The 19,006-nt window shown below is 74.0% G+C and carries 19 protein-coding genes; 8 read left to right on the top strand and 11 right to left on the bottom strand.

The annotated features are described in order from the left end of the window. Nucleotides 1-74: 74 nt before the first annotated feature. Nucleotides 75-398: a hypothetical protein gene (locus tag ACWEOH_RS05300; RefSeq protein WP_452028878.1), complete on the bottom strand. Its 324-nt coding sequence runs from the start codon at nucleotides 396-398 to the stop codon at nucleotides 75-77. Beyond that, nucleotides 395-1,984 carry a PspC domain-containing protein gene (locus ACWEOH_RS05295; protein ID WP_452028877.1) on the bottom strand — a complete coding sequence of 530 codons (1,590 nt, stop codon included), beginning with the start codon at nucleotides 1,982-1,984 and terminating at the stop codon, nucleotides 395-397. The genes ACWEOH_RS05300 and ACWEOH_RS05295 overlap by 4 nt, the downstream gene beginning before the upstream one ends. Nucleotides 1,985-2,098: 114 nt before the next feature. Between ACWEOH_RS05295 and ACWEOH_RS05290 the strand changes: the two genes are divergently transcribed. Both ACWEOH_RS05290 and ACWEOH_RS05285 read left to right on the top strand, forming a co-directional pair. Next, on the top strand, nucleotides 2,099-3,289 hold the full coding sequence (locus tag ACWEOH_RS05290; RefSeq protein WP_452028875.1) for a PspC domain-containing protein: 1,191 nt from the start codon (nucleotides 2,099-2,101) through the stop codon (nucleotides 3,287-3,289). Then, on the top strand, nucleotides 3,282-3,947 hold the full coding sequence (locus tag ACWEOH_RS05285) for a LuxR C-terminal-related transcriptional regulator (RefSeq protein ID WP_452028873.1): 666 nt from the start codon (nucleotides 3,282-3,284) through the stop codon (nucleotides 3,945-3,947). The genes ACWEOH_RS05290 and ACWEOH_RS05285 overlap by 8 nt, the downstream gene beginning before the upstream one ends. Before the next feature lie 7 nt (nucleotides 3,948-3,954). Here the strand turns inward: ACWEOH_RS05285 and ACWEOH_RS05280 are convergent, their stop codons facing one another. The 4 genes from ACWEOH_RS05280 to ACWEOH_RS05265 form a co-directional block, all read right to left on the bottom strand. Next, nucleotides 3,955-4,605: an SRPBCC family protein gene (locus ACWEOH_RS05280; RefSeq protein ID WP_452028871.1), complete on the bottom strand. Its 651-nt coding sequence runs from the start codon at nucleotides 4,603-4,605 to the stop codon at nucleotides 3,955-3,957. A gap of 1 nt (nucleotide 4,606) precedes the next feature. Further along, nucleotides 4,607-5,107 (bottom strand): ArsR/SmtB family transcription factor, encoded by a 501-nt coding sequence (locus ACWEOH_RS05275; protein ID WP_452028869.1) that lies wholly within the window; start codon nucleotides 5,105-5,107, stop codon nucleotides 4,607-4,609. Between the two features lie 122 nt (nucleotides 5,108-5,229). Then, nucleotides 5,230-6,879 carry an amidohydrolase gene (locus ACWEOH_RS05270; protein WP_452028867.1) on the bottom strand — a complete coding sequence of 550 codons (1,650 nt, stop codon included), beginning with the start codon at nucleotides 6,877-6,879 and terminating at the stop codon, nucleotides 5,230-5,232. Then, entirely contained in the window at nucleotides 6,876-8,117 is a 1,242-nt protein-coding gene (locus ACWEOH_RS05265) for an MFS transporter (RefSeq protein ID WP_452028865.1), read from the bottom strand. Before ACWEOH_RS05265 ends, ACWEOH_RS05270 begins: the two co-directional genes overlap by 4 nt. Nucleotides 8,118-8,263: 146 nt before the next feature. Between ACWEOH_RS05265 and ACWEOH_RS05260 the strand changes: the two genes are divergently transcribed. The 5 genes from ACWEOH_RS05260 (at nucleotide 8,264) to ACWEOH_RS05240 (ending at nucleotide 11,835) form a co-directional block, all read left to right on the top strand. Next, nucleotides 8,264-8,878 (top strand): TetR/AcrR family transcriptional regulator, encoded by a 615-nt coding sequence (locus tag ACWEOH_RS05260; RefSeq protein WP_452028863.1) that lies wholly within the window; start codon nucleotides 8,264-8,266, stop codon nucleotides 8,876-8,878. 102 nt (nucleotides 8,879-8,980) lie between these two features. Next, complete coding sequence (locus tag ACWEOH_RS05255) at nucleotides 8,981-9,604, top strand: DUF937 domain-containing protein (RefSeq protein WP_452028861.1); 624 nt, start codon at nucleotides 8,981-8,983, stop codon at nucleotides 9,602-9,604. 124 nt (nucleotides 9,605-9,728) lie between these two features. Further along, on the top strand, nucleotides 9,729-10,178 hold the full coding sequence (locus tag ACWEOH_RS05250; RefSeq protein WP_452028859.1) for an FAS1-like dehydratase domain-containing protein: 450 nt from the start codon (nucleotides 9,729-9,731) through the stop codon (nucleotides 10,176-10,178). After that, entirely contained in the window at nucleotides 10,178-10,603 is a 426-nt protein-coding gene (locus ACWEOH_RS05245; protein ID WP_452028857.1) for a MaoC family dehydratase, read from the top strand. The genes ACWEOH_RS05250 and ACWEOH_RS05245 overlap by 1 nt, the downstream gene beginning before the upstream one ends. Further along, on the top strand, nucleotides 10,603-11,835 hold the full coding sequence (locus ACWEOH_RS05240) for a UDP-N-acetylmuramate dehydrogenase (RefSeq protein ID WP_452028855.1): 1,233 nt from the start codon (nucleotides 10,603-10,605) through the stop codon (nucleotides 11,833-11,835). The genes ACWEOH_RS05245 and ACWEOH_RS05240 overlap by 1 nt, the downstream gene beginning before the upstream one ends. Here ACWEOH_RS05240 and ACWEOH_RS05235 read toward each other — a convergent pair. The 5 genes from ACWEOH_RS05235 to ACWEOH_RS05215 form a co-directional block, all read right to left on the bottom strand. Continuing rightward, a complete protein-coding gene (locus tag ACWEOH_RS05235; RefSeq protein ID WP_452028853.1) occupies nucleotides 11,832-13,463 on the bottom strand; it encodes a phosphatase PAP2 family protein in 1,632 nt (543 codons plus the stop codon). The genes ACWEOH_RS05240 and ACWEOH_RS05235 overlap by 4 nt on opposite strands. Nucleotides 13,464-13,589: 126 nt before the next feature. Continuing rightward, nucleotides 13,590-14,228 (bottom strand): response regulator, encoded by a 639-nt coding sequence (locus ACWEOH_RS05230; RefSeq protein ID WP_452028851.1) that lies wholly within the window; start codon nucleotides 14,226-14,228, stop codon nucleotides 13,590-13,592. After that, nucleotides 14,225-15,406 (bottom strand): sensor histidine kinase, encoded by a 1,182-nt coding sequence (locus ACWEOH_RS05225; RefSeq protein ID WP_452028849.1) that lies wholly within the window; start codon nucleotides 15,404-15,406, stop codon nucleotides 14,225-14,227. Before ACWEOH_RS05225 ends, ACWEOH_RS05230 begins: the two co-directional genes overlap by 4 nt. Nucleotides 15,407-15,467: 61 nt before the next feature. Then, a complete protein-coding gene (locus ACWEOH_RS05220) occupies nucleotides 15,468-16,277 on the bottom strand; it encodes an ABC transporter permease (protein WP_452028848.1) in 810 nt (269 codons plus the stop codon). Continuing rightward, complete coding sequence (locus ACWEOH_RS05215; RefSeq protein WP_452028847.1) at nucleotides 16,274-17,194, bottom strand: ABC transporter ATP-binding protein; 921 nt, start codon at nucleotides 17,192-17,194, stop codon at nucleotides 16,274-16,276. The genes ACWEOH_RS05220 and ACWEOH_RS05215 overlap by 4 nt, the downstream gene beginning before the upstream one ends. Before the next feature lie 197 nt (nucleotides 17,195-17,391). Between ACWEOH_RS05215 and ACWEOH_RS05210 the strand changes: the two genes are divergently transcribed. Beyond that, on the top strand, nucleotides 17,392-18,966 hold the full coding sequence (locus ACWEOH_RS05210) for a carboxypeptidase regulatory-like domain-containing protein (protein ID WP_452028845.1): 1,575 nt from the start codon (nucleotides 17,392-17,394) through the stop codon (nucleotides 18,964-18,966). The last annotated feature ends 40 nt before the right edge of the window (nucleotides 18,967-19,006 follow it).

The raw sequence follows: 19,006 nt of genomic DNA, 5'->3' as shown, positions 1-19,006 counted from the left end.
CCGGGGGCGGTCCTGTCATGCGTGCGGATGCCGCGTGGCGCGTCGCACGTCGGGCGAGCGGATGCCGCGAGCGGTCAGGCCCCGCGGTCCGATCGCCGGCCGAGGCTCGAGAGCCCCGCGACGAGCAGCAGGCCGCCGAGCACGAGCAGGACGGTGAGGATCAGGCCGCCGGGCGTGAGCGTCGCCCACCAGTCCGCGACGAGCTCCATGCGGGCGGGCTCGAGCACGATCCACAGCAGCGTCGCGGCGAGCCCCGCGAAGACCAGGCCCCAGACGATCCCGGCCCATCGGATGCGCGGCCGGAGCTCCTCCGGTGCGGGCGTGCGGGGTGCGACGGATGCCTCGGGCGGCTGCAGCGCCTCGTCGAATCCGAGCGCCCTCGTCGTGTCGTCGGTCATGGTCGGTTCCCCTCGGGCTCGAACTCGGTCACGTGGATCGCGGTGGCGATCGCCTGGATGTGGATCTCGACGTCGACCTCACCGGCCTGCAGGCCCGGGCCGATCTCGTCGCTCCATCCGCCGATCGATCGGCCGGGCCCCAAGTCGACCTCGTCGACGAGCGACCAGTCGCCGTCCGCGTCGAAGCGGGCGTGCGTGACCGTGCAGTCGGCGCACTCGACCGCCAGCGCGATCCGAGCGCCGTCGCGGACGTCGATCGACACCGAGCCGACGCCCTGGACGAGCCGCCACTCGACCGGCGAGGCCTCGTCGGCGACCTGCTCGTCCACCGTCAAGCTGACCGCGCCGATCGGCTGCACGACGCTCGTCGTGCTCGCCGACTCGGCGACGCCGCCGAGCACGAGCCGCGGGTCCCGCGGCACGACGGCCGTGACGAACGTCGCGAGCAGCAGCGTCACGGTCACGAACGCGAGGAAGCCGCTGCGGCGCCGGAGGGAACCGGCGAGCACCATCGCGAGTGCGGTCACGATCGTCCCGACCGCGAGCCCGATGGTCACGGACTGCGCCGCGTGGTCGGCCGACCCCAGCGCGACCAGCGAGGCGATCGCCCCGGCGACCAGGGCCGCCCCCAGCGTCGCGATCACGTAGGCGAAGCTCGTGCGCGGGCGGGTGAGCCGCCGGATGCGCCGGGCCTCCTCGGCCTGCGCCTGGAACTCGAGCGCGCGGGCGCGGTTCTCGGCGGCGAGCTGCGCGCGCGCCGCGCGGTTCGCCTCGTCCTGGCTGCGCCGCCACGCGTCGTGCTCCGCACGCCAGGCGTCCTGCTGCACCTTCCACGCGGCGTACTCGTCGCTGCCGTGGTGCGCGGTCGCCGGCGGCGGCGGTGGGACGGGCTCGACGGCGAGGGCGCCGGCCGGCATGGGGATGGTCGCCGCGGTGGCGGAGGCGGATGACGCGCCCGCTGCGGTCGTGGCCGCCGTGGCGGCATCCGTCGTGCCGGTGCCCCGAGCCGCTGCGGGCGTGGTGACCGGGGCATCGGATGGCGGTACGGATGCCGCGGGCGACGCGCGCCGCGCGAGCCAGACGATGAGCGTGACGACGCCGGCGAGCACGAGCAGCAGCCACACCACGCCGAGCCAGCGGAACGGGCCGCCCCATCCGTCGACGTCCCAGTCCCAGCCGCCGAACCACCAGGGCCCGCCGAGGCCGAGGAGGCCGACGAGCGCGAACGCGGCGACGCCGACGAGCGCGCTGTCGAACACGCCCCGGAGCATCGATTCGAGGTGGATCCGCCCCGTCGTGTCGGGCAGCAGCAACCAGGCGGCCCCGTAGGCCAGGAACGCCACCGGGAGGAACAGCGCGACGACGACGAGGATGCCCCGCACGATGATCGGGTCGATGCCGAGTCTGGCCGCGATGCCGGCGGCCACGCCGCCGATCCACCCGGGCCGACGCGGCACGCCGAGCGAGCGGAGCCAGGCGAAGAAGCGATCCTCGGATGGCGGCGGGGCGGTGGCGCCCGGGGCGCCGGGGGCGCCCGGGGCTCCGCCCGGGTCGCCCGCGGAGGGCGGGGTCGTGGTGGAGGTCATGGGTCGATCGTCCCTCGTGCGGCGCCCCGCGGGCCATCCGGCATGACCCTGAGCCGACCCTGATTTCCGGCGAAGGGCCGTGTCGGGGCATCCGTGTTCTGCTTGGATCGGAGCATGAGCACGGCATCGGCGGCCCCGACGCTCGCGCGCCGACGTGACTGCCTCGTCGCGGGCGTCGCGGGCGGGCTCGCCGACCATCTCGGATGGCCCGTCCGGGTGGTGCGCATCGCGTTCGTGGCGACGGCGCTCCTCGCCGGCGCGGGCGCGCTGCTCTACGCGTGGCTGTGGGCGTTCGCGCCGTGGGCGGAGGCGTCGGGCCCCGACGACCGCATCGAGCGGCGCGCCCCCGTGGCGATCCTGGCGACAGCCGGCGCGCTCGGCGCCGCGGTCCTCGCGATCCTGCTCGCGATCCTCGACGACGGCCGCGCCGACGGCGGCGCGCCCGACTGGCTCGTGCCCGCCGTCCTCGCGGTGCTGCTCTCCGCGGGTGCGGGAGCGTGGGTGAGCTTCATCGACCGGCCGGATCCCGCGCGCGGGCGGCGCCTCGAGGTCGGGGTGCGTGCGGCGCTCACCGTGGCGCTCGCGTTGCTTGCGGTCGTGCTGGTGCTGGGTCCCGCTGCACGAGCGTGGCCGGTCGTCGCGGTGCTGGCCGCGTTCGGCGCGCTGCTCGGAATCGGGCTGGTGTACCTCCCCGCGCTCGTGAAACTCTGGCGCGACCTCGAGGGCGAGCGGGTGCGCCGCATCCGCGACGAGCAGCGCAGCGCGATGGCCGCGCACCTGCACGACTCGGTGCTGCAGACGCTCGCGCTGATCCAGAATCGGGCCGGCGCGTCGAGCGAGGCCGGGCGGCTCGCGCGCGCCCAGGAGCGGGAGTTGCGCAGCTGGCTGCACGAGGGCGATGCCCCGGCCGACAGCGACCTCGCGACCGACCTGCGCGACTTCGCGGCCGCGCTCGAGCTCGACTACCCCGTGCGGATCGACGTGGTCGCCGTCGGCATGTCGGACGAGCGCGCGAGCGGCGAGCTCGCGGCGGCCGCGCGCGAGGCGATGCTCAACGCAGCCCGGCATGCGGGCGGCGAGGTGTCGGTCTACCTCGAGGGCTCGACCGACGCGGTCGACGTCTACGTGCGCGACCGCGGACCAGGGTTCGACCCGGCGCACGTGGCGCCGGGCCGGCTCGGCGTGCGCGAGTCGATCGTCGGGCGGATGCGCCGGGCCGGTGGCAGCGCCACCGTGCGGCCCGGCGCGGGCGGCGAGGGCACCGAGGTGCACCTGCGATTCGAGACGAGGGCGGAGCATGGCTGACACGCTCACCGTGGTCGTGGTCGACGACCACTCGATCTTCCGGTCGGGCCTGCGCGCCGACCTCGACCGCTCCATCGAGGTCGTCGGCGAGGCGGCGGATGTCCCGTCCGCGGTCGCGGTGATCGCCGAGACGCGGCCCGACGTGGTGCTGCTCGACGTGCACCTGCCCGGCGGCGCGGACGCAACGATCTCGGGCGGTGCCGAGGTGCTGCGGCACGTGGCATCCGCCGTGCCGTCGACCCGGTTCCTCGCCCTGAGCGTGTCCGACAAGGCCGAGGACGTCGTCGGCGTCATCCGCGCGGGCGCCCGCGGCTACATCACCAAGGGCGCGTCGGGGGCCGAGGTGAGTCGCGCGGTGCAGGCCGTCGCCGGCGGCGACGCGGTGTTCTCGCCGCGGCTCGCGGGGTTCGTGCTCGACGCGTTCGGGGCTGCCGTGGGGGAGACCGCCGCGGCCGACGACGAGCTCGACCGGCTCTCGACGCGCGAGCAGGAGGTCATGCGGCTCATCGCGCGCGGTTACGCCTACAAGGAGGTCGCGGCCACGCTGTTCATCTCGGCGAAGACCGTCGAGTCGCACGTGTCGAGCGTGCTGCGCAAGCTGCAGCTCTCGTCGCGGCACGAGCTCACCGCCTGGGCGACCGCCCGCCGCCTGCTCTGACCGGAGGTCAGTCCATCGACGCGGGAGCCGCGCCCGTGTACGCCGCGAACGTGGTGTCGGCCGCGGCGCGCGCGACCTCGGGCTCCGCGCCGAACGCGACGTGCGCCGCCGACCACCGGTCGGCGCTCCCGCGCATGAAGCCGATGCCCTCGTCGGAGACGAGCCACTCCTGCGCGTTCTCGGGCTTCACCTCGCCGGTCGTGAGGTGCTGCGCGAGCCCGAGCAGCGTCTGGTCCCAGCCGATGCCCGTGGCCGACGGGCCGAACTGCTCCCAAATCTCGGCGCCGAGGTCGGCCGACGGGGCGACGTGCTGGAGCTCGACGCGGGTGCGTCCGGGCTCGACCTCGGTGAGCCGCACGGTGACCCACGTGACGCCGCCGCCGTACTCCCAGGTCACGCCGTACGAGTTCGGGGCGTCGCACGACTCGACGGTGCCGCCGGCGTTGCCCTCGAGCTGGTAGCGGCCGCCGAGCCGCAGGTCGCCGCGCACCGGCAGGAACCAGCGCGGGATGCGCTCGGCCGACGTGAGGGCGTCCCACACGTCGTCGATGGGTGCGGGGTAGGTCTGGGCGAGCGTCTGCACGAACGTGTCGGCGCCGTCGCGGGTGCCGGTCGTCAGGCCGCGGTCGACGGCGTCGAGCTGGGCGTCGATGTCCATCTCAGGTCTCCTTGTTCGAGGTGTTCGTATCCGGTGCTGCCGGGTCGGGCGCTGCCGAGTCGGGTCGTGCCGGGTCGGGTCGTGCCGGTTTGGGTGCTGCCGGGTCGGGCGCTGCCGAGTCGGGTCGTGCCGGTTCGGGCGCTGCCGAGTCGGGTCGTGCCGGTTCGGATGGCGCGAGGCGACGTGCACGCGCCGAGCGTGCGAGCTCCGTGCCGAGGGCGTCGAGCCGCGGGCGCCAGAACCGCTCGAACGGCGTGAACCATTCGGCGGCCTCGGCGATCGGCTCGGGCTCGAGCGTGTAGAAGCGCCGCGTGCCCTCGGAGCGCACCGCCGCGAACCCCGACTCGCGCAGCACCTTCAGGTGCTGGGAGACCGCGGGCTGCGAGATGCCGAACTCCCGCTGCACGGCACGCCCGACCTCGCCGGCGGCGAGTTCGCCGTCGGCCAGCAGTTCGACGATGCGTCGCCGCACCGGATCGCCGAGGATGTCGAGCGCGTGCATGCGACCATTCTTCACCCACGACTTATATAAGTCAACCCTGATGATGACGAGAGGACTCGATCCGCCCTTCCCACCGGTGGGAGAGGGCGGATCGCGTCACTTCAGGCGACGAGCCAAGTCGGTCAGGCCGCGGATGCCTCCCGCGCGGCGTCACCCGGCTCGGCCTCGTGGACCGTGGCGCCCGCCACCACCGTGCGCACGACGCGCGCCTCGAGGAGCACGTCGGCGCCCTCGGCGAACGGGTCCCGGTCGAGCACCGCGAAGTCGGCGGCGAGCCCCGGGGCGATCCGGCCGCGCTCGTGCTCCTCGAGGCAGCTCGCGGCGGCGTCGCGGGTGGCGTGCGCGAGCGCGTCCGCGAGCGGCAGCGCGTACTCGGGGTGGTTCGCGGGGAACGAGTCGTCGAGCGCCGATCGGCGCGTCGCCGCGATGTAGAGGTTCGGCAGGGCCTCGTGCGGGGCGGTCGGGGCATCCGTCGAGAACGCGAGCAGGGCGCCGGCGTCGGTGAACTCGGTCCACGCGAAGCCGCGGTCGGCGCGGTCGTCGCCGAGCATCGCGGCCCAGTTCGTCCAGATCGCGGGATCGGCGTGCACGGGCTGCATCGACGCGGTGACCCCGAGCGCTGCCATGCGGCCCGCCGTCTCGGGGGCGGCGTACTCGAGGTGCTCGATCCGGTGTCGCCGCGGCCGGTCGCCGTTCACGGCGTGCGCGTGCTCGAGCGCGTCGAGCGCGACGTCGCTCGCGAGGTCGCCGATCGCGTGCAGCGCGACCTGGAGGCCCGCGGCATCCGCTGCGGCCACGACCGGACGCAGTCGCTCGAGCGGCCAGATCGGCTCGGCGTTCGAGCCGTCGGCGTACGGATGCCGCATCGCGGCCGTGCACGCGTCGATCACGCCGTCGAGCACGAGCTTGATGCCCGCGATCTTCAGCCACGGGCGGTGCTCGCCCGTGAGCTCGATCGCGCGCTGCACCTGCGAGAGGTTCTCGACATCCTCGCCCGTGTTGCCGATGAACCAGTGCGCGAGCACTCGGATCGGCAGCGTCCCGCCGCGGCGCCGGGCGGCACGGTCGAACGCCTCGAGCCCGAGCTCGTCGAACGCCATGTCGACGACGCCGGTCACGCCGGTCGCGAGGTACGCGGCGATGGTGCGCTCGACGGCGGCGTCGCGGTCGGCGTCGGTGGCGACCTCGGCCAGGAGCGTCCAGACGTGCTGCTGCGCGGCGGTCTCGAAGAGCATGCCGTCGGGCTCGCCGTCGGCGCCGCGGCCGATGCGACCGCCGATCGGGTCGGGGGTGTCGCGGTCGATGCCGAGCTCCCGCAGCGCTGCCGAGTTGACCCACACCGAGTGGTAGTCGTTCGCGTCGAGGTAGACGGGCACGTCGGCGACGACCTCGTCGAGCATCGCGGCTGTCGGCGCCCCGCCCGGCACGGAGTCGAAGAGCCAGCCGCGGCCGAGCAGCCGGGGGGCATCCGGGTCGGCGTCGCGGGCGGCGCGCAGCCGCTGCTGGATCTCGGGGAGAGTGCGTGCGTCGGTCAGCCCGACCTTGCCGAGCGCCTCGCCCATCATCACGAGGTGGGTGTGCGCGTCGATGAAGCCCGGGACCACGACGCGGCCGTCGAGGTCGACCGTCGCGGCATCCGTGCCGGCGAAGGACGCGGCCTCGGCGTCGGAGCCGACGAACGCGATGCGCGCGCCCTCGGTGACGATGGCCTCGGCCCACGCGGGCTCGTCGGCGGTGAACACGCGGCCGCCGCGGTGCAGGACCCGGGTCATGCGGCCACCTCCTCGGCCTCGGCGGCTGCGGGCTCCTCGGTGCGCTGCAGCCGCGACGAGATGCGCGCGACGAGGAAGGCGGGCACGGCCAGCACGAAGCTCGCGACGCCGAGCGCGGTGACGAAGCCCTGATAGCCGAACGCCTCGACGAGCGCGGCGCCGATGACGGGCGTGAGCGCCGAGCCGACGAGGTACACCGCGAGCAGCGGGCCCGACCAGCGGCCGTCGGCGTCGAGTGCGGCGGCGGTCGCGACGAAGTAGAGGAAGGCGATCGCGTAGACGGTGTTCCAGGCGATGAAGATGACGATGAACATCGTCGGGTCGGTGACGAAGCCCTCGGCGATCTTCAGCAGGCCGCCGGCCACGAGCAGGATCGCGAGCGGCACGGCGCGGCCGAGGCGGTCGCCGACGATCATGAGCAGGATCGCGCCGACGATGCCGCCCGCGGTCGCGCCGCTGAGCGCGATGCCGAGGCCCTCGGGCGTGAGGGCGGCCTGGTCGGCGCCCATGACACCGGCCATCGCCCAGAGCGAGTCCTCGCTCGCGGCCCACAGCGCGAACGTGATGAGCAGCACGAAGCCCGCGATCGTCTCGGCACGGCGCGGCCGGCGGGCGACGGCATCGGATGCCGCGGCGGCACCGTGGGCGGCCGGCACGGCGGCGTGCTCGACGACCGGGGCGGTCGGCAGCCAGGCCGAGGCGAACAGCACGACGAGCGCGAAGATCGCGAGCGTGCCGAACACGCTGATCGGCACGAGCGGCATGAGCGGGATGAGCGCGAGGATCACCGTCACGATCGCCCGGTTGGCGAGGCCGCTGAACCCGGCGACGCGGTCGGGGTTCACGAAGGCTGCGAGCGCCGCGCCCGACGACGAGACCGCGCCGCCGGCGCCGATGCCGCCGATGAGCAGGCCCGCCACGACGACCGCGGGAGCCGGCACGAGCGCCGCGGCGCCGAAGCCCACCACGGCGAGCACGAGTCCGACGCGCGCGACGAGCAGGCGGCGAGGGCCCGCGCTGAGCTTCGCGGTCGCGAGGCCGGTGATGGCCGTGAGGAGCAGCGCGCCCGTCACGATCCAGCTCGCGGTGAGCACGTCGGCGCCGAGGGCCGACTGCACGGCCGCGATCATGTACGGCGAGAGGTTCACGCCGAGGTAGCCGGCGATGCCGATCCCGAACGTGGCGACCGCGCTGGGCAGCCGCAGGGGAATCCTGGCGGATGGGAGGGAGTGGGACACGGGGGACCTCCGGGGTTCGGCACGACGATGTGCGCGAGGTAAACGAATGGTATTCGTTTATTATGCATACGTGAGGCCGATTCGGGAAGTGCGTATTTCGCGACCCGTAGGCTGACGTGACACGCATGTGGACCAGGGAGGCGCCGATGCCGAGGCCGAGGACCCCGCTGCTGTCGACCGATCGCATCGCGGATGCCGCGATGCAGCTCGTCGACGAGGGTGCGCCGTTCGGCGTCAACGCGATCGCCCGGCGGCTCGGCGTCACGCCGTCGTCGCTCTACAACCACGTGCGGGGGCGCGACGAGATCGTCGAGCTCATGCGCGGGCGGCTCGGGGAGCGGTACCTCCCGCAGCTGGTCGGCGGCACGTGGGACGAGGTGGTCGAGGGGAGCCTGCGCGCGCAGCGCCGCATGTACGCTGAGCATCCGTTCCTCATCCCGCTCATCGTGGAGCAGACGATCACCGACCCGACCGTGATCGCGTCGTACGACCACCTTGCGACGACGCTCGCGGCGGCCGGCTTCCCCGAGGACGACGTGCTCGACGTCGTCGCGATCATCGACGCGTTCTCGATCGGCATGGGGCTGGACCTCGCGTCGCCCGACGAGGTGTGGGCGCCCGAGACCCCGACCGAGACGCTGGGGCGGCTCGTGGCGGTCGGCCCGCGTGGCGCGGCGCGCAGCGACCGGGCGTTCGAGTCGGGGCTCGAGCTGCTGCTCGACGGGCTCCGCCTCCGGCTCGCCCGCTACGAGCTCGACTGAGGCTCCGGTGCCCGACGGCCGCGCCCTTCCGCGCGCGGCATCCGCCCGGCTACGGTGAGACCGTTGCGTCCGAGGGCGGGCGCGGGAACGGGGGAGTTCCAGATGGCCGGATACGACGACATCATCGCCGACCTTCCGATGAGCGACATCGCCGCGAAGCTCGGGGTCGACGAGGCCACGGCGAGGAGGGCCGTCGACGACGCGCTTCCCGCGCTGCTGGCGGGCATGGGCGCCAACGCGACCGACCCGGCCGGCGCCGCGTCGCTCGAGCGCGCGGTCGTGCACCACGACCCGAAGCTCGTCGAGGGCGGGGTGAACCTCGCCGACGTCGACGAGGACGACGGCCGCAAGATCGTGAAGAACGTGTTCGGCACCAACACCGACCAGGTCGTGACGGCGCTCGACACGAAGGAAGGCGGCGGTGGCGGCAACATCATCGGCCAGCTCCTGCCGATCCTCGCGCCGATCGTGATGGCGTGGCTAGCGAAGCAGTTCACGAAGAAGCAGGAGCCCGCGGCATCCGATGACGACGGCGGCAGCGGTGGCGGGATCGGCGACATCCTCGGCGGCCTGCTGGGTGGCGGCGGAAGCGGCGGCGGCGCAGGCGGCTCGGGCGGAGGCCTGGGCGACCTCCTCGGCGGCCTGCTGGGCGGCGGCGGTTCGGGCGGCTCGGGCGGAGGCTTGGGCGACCTCCTCGGCGGCCTGCTGGGCGGCGGCAAGCGCTGAGCCTCGGTGGTCGAGTAGCGAGCGAAGCACGCGTATCGAGACCCTCGTGTCGGTCTCGATACGCGTGCTCCTTCGTCGCGCGCTACTCGACCACCGGCGATGGGCGCCCGCATAGACTGTCGGGGTGCCAGTGAACCCAGAGCTGCAGGGGCGCACGTTCCCGCCCACCGAGCCCTACCTGGTCGGCCGCGAGAAGGTGCGCGAGTTCGCGCGCGCCGTGTTCGCGACCGATCCGATCAACCTCGACCCCGAGGCGGCGCGGGCCGCTGGCTACGACGACGTCGTCGCGCCGCCCACCTTCGCCGTCGTCGTCCAGGAGCGCACGCTCGCGCAGCTGCTCGCCGAGCCCGATGCGGGCATCGACTTCTCGCGGGTCGTGCACGGCGACCAGCGCTTCACCTTCAGCCGCCCGATCGTCGCCGGCGACCTGCTCACGGCCACGCTCACGGTGCCGAGCGTCAAGACGCTGGGCGGGCACTCGATCGTCACGGCCGAGACCTCGGTCACGGATGCCTCCGGCGCCCATGTCGTGACCACGATCTCGGCACTCGTCGTGCGCGGGGAGGAGGACTGATGGCCGCCCCCGCGCTCGCAGAACTCAGTGTCGGCGACATCGTCGCGGAGGCGTCGTTCCCGCTCACGCGCGACTCGCTCGTGCGCTACGCCGGCGCGTCCGGCGACTTCAACCCGATCCACTACCGCGACGACGTCGCGCGCGCCGTCGGCCTGCCGGGCGTCCTCGCGCACGGCATGCTCACGATGGGCTTCGCCGTGCAGCCCGTCGTCGACTGGGCCGGCGATCCGGGCCGCATCGCCGACTACCAGGTGCGCTTCACCCGCCCGGTCGTGGTGGACCCCGAGCTCGGCGCCGTCGTGTCGGTCGTCGCGAAGGTGGGCCAGCTCGACGCCGAGACGGGCGTGGCCCGCATCGACCTCACCGTGAAGGTCGGCGAGGAGACCGTGCTCGGCAAGGCGCAGGTTCGGGTCTCGCTCGACTGATGGCGCTCGACATCCCGTTCTCGGAGCTCACCACTCTGCGCGTCGGCGGGCCGGCGCACCGGCTCGTCACCGCGACGACGCAGCGCGACCTCGTCGACCTCGCCGCCGAGGCGTGGGAGCACGGCGGGCCGTGGCTCGCGCTCGGCGGCGGCTCCAACCTGCTCGTCGGCGACGAGGGCTTCGACGGCACCGTGATCCGCATCGCCACGAAGGGCATCGAGGTGCTCGGCCGCGGCGACTCGGCCGATTCGAGCCTGGTCGGCGACGCGTCCGCCGCCGACGGGGTGGCCTCGGTGCGGATCCGCGTGCAGGCCGGCGAGACGTGGGACGACGTCGTGGCCTGGACGGTCCACGAGGGGTACTCCGGATTCGAGGCGCTCTCGGGCATCCCCGGTTCCGTCGGCGCCGCGCCCGTGCAGAACATCGGCGCCTACGGGCAGGAGCTCGAGTCGACGCTCGTCGCGATCGAGTTCCTCGACGAGGGCGCCGACGTGCCCCGCCGCATGACGGCCGCCGAGCTGGAGCTCGGCTACCGAACGTCGGTGTTGAAACGCGGCCTGCGCGGGATCGTCGTCTCGGCCGAGTTCGACCTGCACGACACCTCCGTCGAGCGGGCCGTGCTCGGGGAGCCCCTGGGCCAGCCGATCGCCTACGCCCAGCTCGCCGACGCGCTGCAGGTGAACCTCGGCGACCGCGTGCCCGTCGCCCGCGTCCGCGAGGCCGTGCTGCGCCTGCGCGCCTCGAAGGGCATGGTGCTCGATCCCGACGACCCCGACTCGGTGAGCGCCGGCTCGTTCTTCACGAACCCGATCGTCACCGAGCGCACGGCGCGCACGCTGCCGGGCGACGCGCCGCGCTGGTACGTCGGCGAGGACGCGCCCGACCAGGTCACCCCGATCACGTCGGGACTCGACGAATCGCCCCTCGACCAGTTCCTCGCGCACCAGGCGTCGCTCGAAGCCGTCGAGCCCGAGGCGGATGCCGCGCCGCCCGAGCCGCTCGTCAAGCTCTCGGCCGCGTGGCTCATCGAGCACTCCGGCATCCACCGCGGCTTCGCCCTGCCCGGGTCGCCCGCCGCGATCTCGTCGAAGCACACGCTCGCGCTGACGAACCGCGGCGGCGCCACGGCCGACGAGGTCGCGCAGCTCGCCCGCTTCGTGCAGAGCCGGGTGCAGGCCGAGTTCGGCATCGTGCTGCACCCCGAGCCCGTGTTCGTGGGCATCAGCCTCTAGGCGTCCGTCGCGGTCGCCGATGCGCTCGCCGCCTCGGCCGCCGTCGGCCGTGCACTTGACGGCCGGTACACGTCGAGCGCCTGCGGCACGATCCGGATGAGCGTGCGGTAGCCCGGACCGGGGTACGCCGCCTGCGCTCGCGCGGGCGCCTCGAGCGCCACCTCGCCGTCGTGCGCGAACCCCGGCGGCTGGCCGCCGCGCGGGCGCACCACGACGTCGAGCGACTCCGTGGTGAACGACTCGATGCGCTTGGGGAGGAGCCGCAGCCCGCGGAGCACGCGGCTCACCCGCCGCCCGAAGGCGAGGGACGCGGCGGCACGCACGCGCGATCCCGCATGCAGGATCCGCACGTCGAGCACGCCCCCGTCGAGGCTGCGCCGCTGCAGGGGCGCGACGGTGCCCGGGTCGTTCTCCCCGACGCCCACGAAGAGCGTCCAGACGCGGGCACGGCGCCCCGCCACGACCACCTCCACGGGCGCCGACCGGCGCAGCACGCGTGCGGCGGCGATGAGCGCGGCCGGCCACTTGCCCCAGCGGTCCCGCAGCTCCTCGCGCATCGCCACGAAGTCGGGATACACGCCCACCGAGGCGGTGTTCAGCACGGTGACCGGCGGGCGGTCGCCGAACGAGAGTTCGGCGACATCCGCCCGCACGCCCTCGCCGCGCTGCAGCGCACTCACCGCGAGGGCGGCCGACGTGTCGCCGGCCGTGCGCGCGAAGTGGTTGAACGTCCCGCCGGGGACGACGAGGAGCGGCAGTCCGGCGGCACGGGCTTCGTGCGCCACCGCGGCGACCGTGCCGTCGCCGCCGCACACCCCGAGGATGCGCGGCCGGCCGCGGCGGTGCCGGAGCGCGGCGCGCACGACCGCTTCGGGCTCCTCGCCGTCCTCGAGCACGTGCACCCGGGCGGCGGGGAGCCGGTCGGCGATGAGCCGCAGGGGGTCCGCACGCACGACCGCGGTGCCCGACGAGCGGTTCGCGACGAGGAACACGCCTGTGCCGTCGGGCGATGCGGGCAGCGCACGGTCGACGCCGCTCGGCACGGGCGGCACGGGCTCGCCGCGCCGTGGCACCACCAGCGCGCCGAGGCCCGCGACGCCCGCGCCGAGGGCGAGCCCGCCGACGACGTCCGAGAGCCAGTGCGCGCCCGTGTGCAGGCGCGAGTACCCGACGCCGAGCGCGAGCGGCGCGATCGCCGCCCCGATGCCCGGCTTCTCGATCGCGACCCCGGCCGCGAAGGCGGCCGCGCTCGCCGAGTGCCCCGACGGGAACGACGGCGTGATCGGCGGCTTCGGCAGGCGCCGCGCGATCGGCACGTCGGCGAGCAACGGCCGGTCGCCGCCGAACACCTCCTTGGCGATGAGGTTCGTGAGCGCGCTCGCCGCGAGCAGCGACAGCAGGCCGCGCGCGGCCGCGCGACGTCGACGGGTCACCGCGAGCACGCCCGCGAGCGTCCACCAGAGCACGCCGCGGTCGGCGAAGCCCGTGAGCCGCGACCAGAACCGGTCGGCGAGGGGGTGCGCGTGGCGTCGGTTCACGGCACGGCCGGCCGCGGCATCCGCCCGCCGGACCCACCGGGGGAGGATCCTCGTGCGCCGGATGGCGACGCGGACGCTCGATGGTGCCACCCGCACAGCGTAGGGGGCGCGCCTCGCTTCGTCACGGCGTTGCGGCGCGCGGCCGGTCGCGCTAGGCGACGGGCGGACGCTCGGCGACGGTCGGATGCCGGCGCCTGCTCGGTCGCCGGGCTCGGTTCAGATGAGGCCGAGCTCCATCGCGCGGGTGACGGCACGGGTGCGGTCGTTCACGCCGAGCTTCTCGAAGACGTGCAGCAGGTGCGTCTTCACCGTGGCCTCGCCGATGTAGAGGGCCTTCGCGATCTCGGGGTTCGAGCGTCCCTCGGCGACGAGCACGAGCACCTCCCGCTCGCGCGGCGAGAGCGCCGGCGGAGGCTCGGATGCCGCGTCGGCCCGCACGCGCGAGACGAGCTTCGCCGCGATCGACGGCGCGAGCACCGTCTCGCCCGCGGCGACCGCGCGGATGCCCGCGAGGATCTCGGCCTGCGGCGCCGCCTTCAACAGGTAGCCGCTCGCCCCCGCCTCGATCGCGGCGAGGATGTGGTCGTCGGTCTCGTACGTGGTGAGCACGAGCACCCGCGTGCCGCCGCCCGCCGCGACGATGCTCGCCGTCGCGCTCGCCCCGTCGACGCCGGGCATCCGCAGGTCCATGAGCACGAGGTCGGGGCGCTCGGACGCCGCGAGCGCCACCGCCTCGGCGCCGTCGGCGGCCTCCCCGACCACCTCGATGCCGGGCGCGGTCTCGAGCAGTCCGACGATGCCGGCGCGCACGATCGGGTGGTCGTCGGCGACGACGATGCGGATGGGAACCGTCATGCGGTGCCTCCCGTGGGGCTCGCGGCATCCGCTCGAGGCACGACGACCCGGAGTCGCGTGCCGCCCGTGGCGGCGGGCCCGAACTCGAACGTGCCCCCCGCGAGCGCCGCCCGGTCGCGGATGCCGGCGAGCCCGAACCCGTGCTCGCCCGGCTGCGCCTCGCCGGGTCCGACGCCGTCGTCGGTCACCGTGAGCACGACATCGGTTCCCGTGGCCGCCACCTCGATCGTCGCGGCCGACGCGCGGGCATGCTTGCGCACGTTGGCGAGCGCCTCCTGCGCCGAGCGCAGCAGCACGACCTCGAGCTCGCGGTCGAGGCCGGCGACGTCGGCCGAGACCGAGACGGCCACGCCGGTCTCGCGCTCGAACGAGACGGCGAGGCGGCGCAGCGCCTCGGCGAGTCCCGCCTCGGCCTCGACGGGCGCGAGCGCCGCGACGAGCCCGCGGGCCTCGGTGAGCGCCTCGCGGGCCATCTGCTCCATGAGCTCGATGTCGTCGCGCGCGGATGCCGCGGCCGCCCCGTCGACCGCCTCGAGCCGGTTGCCCGCCCGCTGCGCCACCATGACCAGCCCCGTGAGGCTCTGCGCGATGGTGTCGTGGATCTCGCGTGCGAGCCGTCCGCGCTCCTCGGTCATGCCCGCATCGCGGTGCATCGCGGCGAGCTGTCCCTGCGCGGCCTGCAGCTCGTCGAGCAGGCGTGCGCGCTCCTCCCCGTACTGGGCGATGCGGGTGATCCAGAGGCCGAGCGCGATGCTGAACCCGACCGTGAGCACGGCCACGCCGAGGCCGGTGAGCAGGCCCATGGGACCGGATCGCGCGGCGTAGCCGACGACGATCGCGGCGGCGACGAGGATGTTCGCCGTGATGGCGCTCCTCGTGGTCGGCGCCGTGGTCCAGACGAACGGGTAGATGAACGCCTGCACGATCGCGAACGCCGGCTCGAACGCCGTGCCGACCGCGAGGACCGCCGCGAAGAGGATCGCGACCACGAGGTACGGACGCAGCTCGCCCACGGGGAGCAGGCGACGAGCGCCGGCGAAGTACACGATGAGGAACGCGCCCGCCGCGGCCCACGCGCCCCACTCGGTCGGCCCGTACGGCGGGTCGATGAGCGTCAGCACCACGATGACGCTCGCGGCGACGATCGCCGCGAGGTCCCACCAGCGTGCGCTCAGCATGACGCCACCTTCTCACGTGCGGGTCGGCGCCGGCAGCGCGAGGCTGCCGGCGCCCGGTCGGTCACGCGTCGCGCCGGATCCACCGGAACGTGACGCGGCTGATGACGAGCCCCACGACGAGCCAGGCGACGAGCACGATCGCGACGAGCCCGAGGTCCCACTCGCCGTTCTGCTCGAGCACCTTGAAGTCGTCGGGCAGGAACACGGCGCGCATGCCCTGCGCCATCCACTTGAGCGGGAAGATGCTCGCGATGTTCTGCATCCACTCGGGCAGCTGCGAGAACTGCAGGTACACGCCCGAGATGAACTGGAGGATGAGCACGATCGGGATGACGACGGCCGTGGCGCTCTTGCCGCTGCGCGGCACCGCCGACAGCGCGATGCCGAGCAGCGCCGACGTGATGGTGCCGAGCACGAACACCCACGCGAACGTGAGCCACGCGTCGAGGGTCGTCGGCAGCGCGATGCCGAGCACCGTCGCCGCCACGACGAGCAGCAGCGCGGCCTGCAGCGCGCCGGTCGCGAAGACCTGGCCGATCTTGCCCATGAAGTACGACACCGGCGACAGCGGCGTGCCGCCGAGCCGCTTCAGCGTGCCGTTGCTCTTCTCGCCCGCGATGTCGACGGCGAGGTTCTGCACGCCCGACAGGAGGATGCCCGCGGCGAGCATTCCCGGCAGGTAGTACGCCCCGACCGAGACGCCCTCGGCGCCCGGGCCTGGCTGGATTTCGCCCGCCGAGCTGAACGCGGCCGTGAAGATGCCGAGCATGATGACGGGGAACAGGAACGTGAAGAACACGGCATCGGGCGAGCGGAAGTAGCTCCGCGTCTCGAATCCGACGCGCGATGCGCCGATCATGGTCGTGCTCATGCGAGCGCCTCCTCGCGATCGTGCGCCTCGGCTCCGGCCGAGTGCACCAGCTGCAGGTAGATGTCCTCGAGGCTCGGGCGGATGACCTCGAGCCCCTCGGGTTCGCCGCCGAGCCGGGCGACGACGGAGGCGACGAGCTCGGCAGGTCGTTCGGTGCGCACCTCGCGGAGCGCGCCGTCGGCCTCGCGCCACCGCACGATCGGCACACGCGCCTCGGCGCCGCCGAGCTCGTCGATCGCGCCGACGTCGACGAGCCGGCCGCCGATGATGACGCCCGCCCGGTCGCCGAGCTGCGCCGCCTCGTCGAGGTAGTGCGTCGTGAGCAGGATCGTGGTGCCCTCGGCCTTCAGCGACCGGATGAGCTGCCAGAACTCGCGCCGCGCCTCGGGGTCGAAGCCCGTCGTCGGCTCGTCGAGGAACAGCAGCTCGGGGCGCCCGATGATGCCGAGCGCGACGTCGACCCGCCGGCGCTGGCCGCCCGAGAGCTTCGCCACGCGCGTGCGCGCCTTCTCCTCGAGGCCGACCGCGGCGATCACCTCGTCGACGTCCCGCGGATTCGGGTAGTAGCCCGCGAACTGCCGCAGCTGCTCGCGCACGGTCGCGGTGCCGGGCTCGGTGGCCGACTGCAGCACGATGCCGATCCGGGCCTTCCAGGCGAGGTCGCCGCGGGCCGGGTCCACGCCCAGCACGCTGACGTCGCCACCTGAGCGGAGCCGGTAGCCCTCGAGGATCTCGACCGTGGTCGACTTGCCCGCGCCGTTCGGGCCGAGCAGGGCGAAGGTCTCGCCGCGCGCGATGTCGAGGTCGATGCCGTCGACGGCGGCGAGCTGTCCGTAGTCCTTGCGGAGGCCGCGGATGCGCACGGCGGCGTCCGCGTCACTCGCGATGGTGCCCGTACCGGGCGTCGTGATGTCCATGCCACCGAGCCTGCCGGTTGCGGCTCGCGAGCGGCAGCGACCGTGCGGTCGATTCCGCCCTCCACCGATCGGTGGATGCCCGCGTGCCTCGTTCGGGGGGTACCCCGACCTGATGCCCGCGCCGATATGCTGCAGCAGCGTGCGGGTGATGCCGCACGCTCCACCGCGCTCTGCGCCCTACCCAGACGACGGACTCGATGACGACCCACTCCTTCCGGCGCGCCGGCGCGCGCGCCCTCACCCTCCTCCTCGCCGTCGGGCTCACCGCCGGCGCCGCGCTCGGCGTCGCCGTGCCGGCCTCGGCCGACGAGACCTCCGGCACCATCTCCGGCACGATCGTCGGCCAGGGCGAGCCCGTCGTTCCCCTGACGGGCGCCGCCCAGGTGACCGCGTACCCCGCAGGCTCCACGTTCGCGACTGGGTTCGCGTCCGCGAACGCGGGCGCCTTCACCATCTCGGGCCTTCCGGCCGGGGACTACCGACTGGCGGTTCGCCAGTGGATGTCCTCCGGCTGGGGTGACGTGCCCACCATCGCCGGTTGGAGCCCGACGCTCGACGAGCTCGCCACCCTGCCGATCGTGCGGGTCGCCGCGGGCGGCGTCACGACCACGGAGGTGGTGCTTCCGCGCCTGGCGTCGATCACCGGAACCGTCTCGTCCGGCACGGACGGGTCGCCGGTCGGCGGCGCCTCGGTGTCGGTGCGCAACGAGACGACCGGCCGCGGCGGATACGCCACGACGGATGCCGCCGGAGCCTACGTGATCGAGGGACTGGCCGCCGGCACGTATCGCCTGTCGGTCACCGCCGGCGGCGGGTTCGTGCCGTTCGAGGCGAGCGAATCGCTGCTCGTCGCCGCCGGGACGGCCGTGACGGGCGTGGACGCGGTGCTCCAGCGTGGGGCGACCATCTCGGGGATCGTCACCTCCACCGACGGCTCGCCGGTGACCGGGTCCTCGGTCAGCATCCATCGCGCGGACCGCTCGATCGCGAACGTCGCCGGCGTCGCGGCCGACGGCAGCTACACGATCGACGCACTCCCCGCCGGCGAGTACCGTCTCGCCTTCGGCGCACTGAAGGACACTCCCGGCGAGTTCATCGAGGAGTGGTACGCCGATGCGGCCGACTTCGATTCCGCGACCGTCATCACGGTCGCCGAGGGTGAGACGCTCGTCGGCTTCGACGCCGAGATCGCTCCGTTCGCCGACGCGATCGTGCCCGGCACCGTCGCCATCGTCGGGAACCCCACCCCGGGCGAGACCCTCACCGTGGACAGCGGCGTCTGGACTCCGGCGCTGCAGTCGAGCCGCTACCAGTGGCTCCGCGACGGCGAGCCCATCGAGGGCGTCTTCTGGCAGCAGTACACCGTCAGCGAGGGGGACCTCGGAAGCCGCATCTCGGTGCGGGTCACCGGCTCGGCGTTCGGCGTGCGCTCGGCCACGACGACGAGTGAGCCGACGAGGGTGGTGATGGAACGCATGACGGCCGGCGTTCCGACGATCGTCGGTGTTCCGCAGGTGGGCAGCCTCCTCACGGTGGACCCAGGTGTCTGGACGCCCGACCCGGTGCGGTACTCCTACCAGTGGCTGCGGTGGGGCATGCCGATCGACGGCGCCACCTCGCGCAAGTACATCCCCACCGCGCAGGACGCCGGAACCTCCCTGTCGGTTCGGGTCACCGCCCACAAGCCGGGCTGGGGACCGACGAGCGTCGTGAGCGCGTGGTCCGGTCCCGTGCAGGCGTTGCCGATCTTCGCCCCGCTCGCGCAGGGCTGACGGCGAGGCGCCGCGTCGGGTCTCCGGCGCGGCGCCCGCC

This window comes from Agromyces sp. NPDC004153 (assembly GCF_053603635.1).
This window is presented reverse-complemented; position numbering and strand designations above follow the sequence as displayed.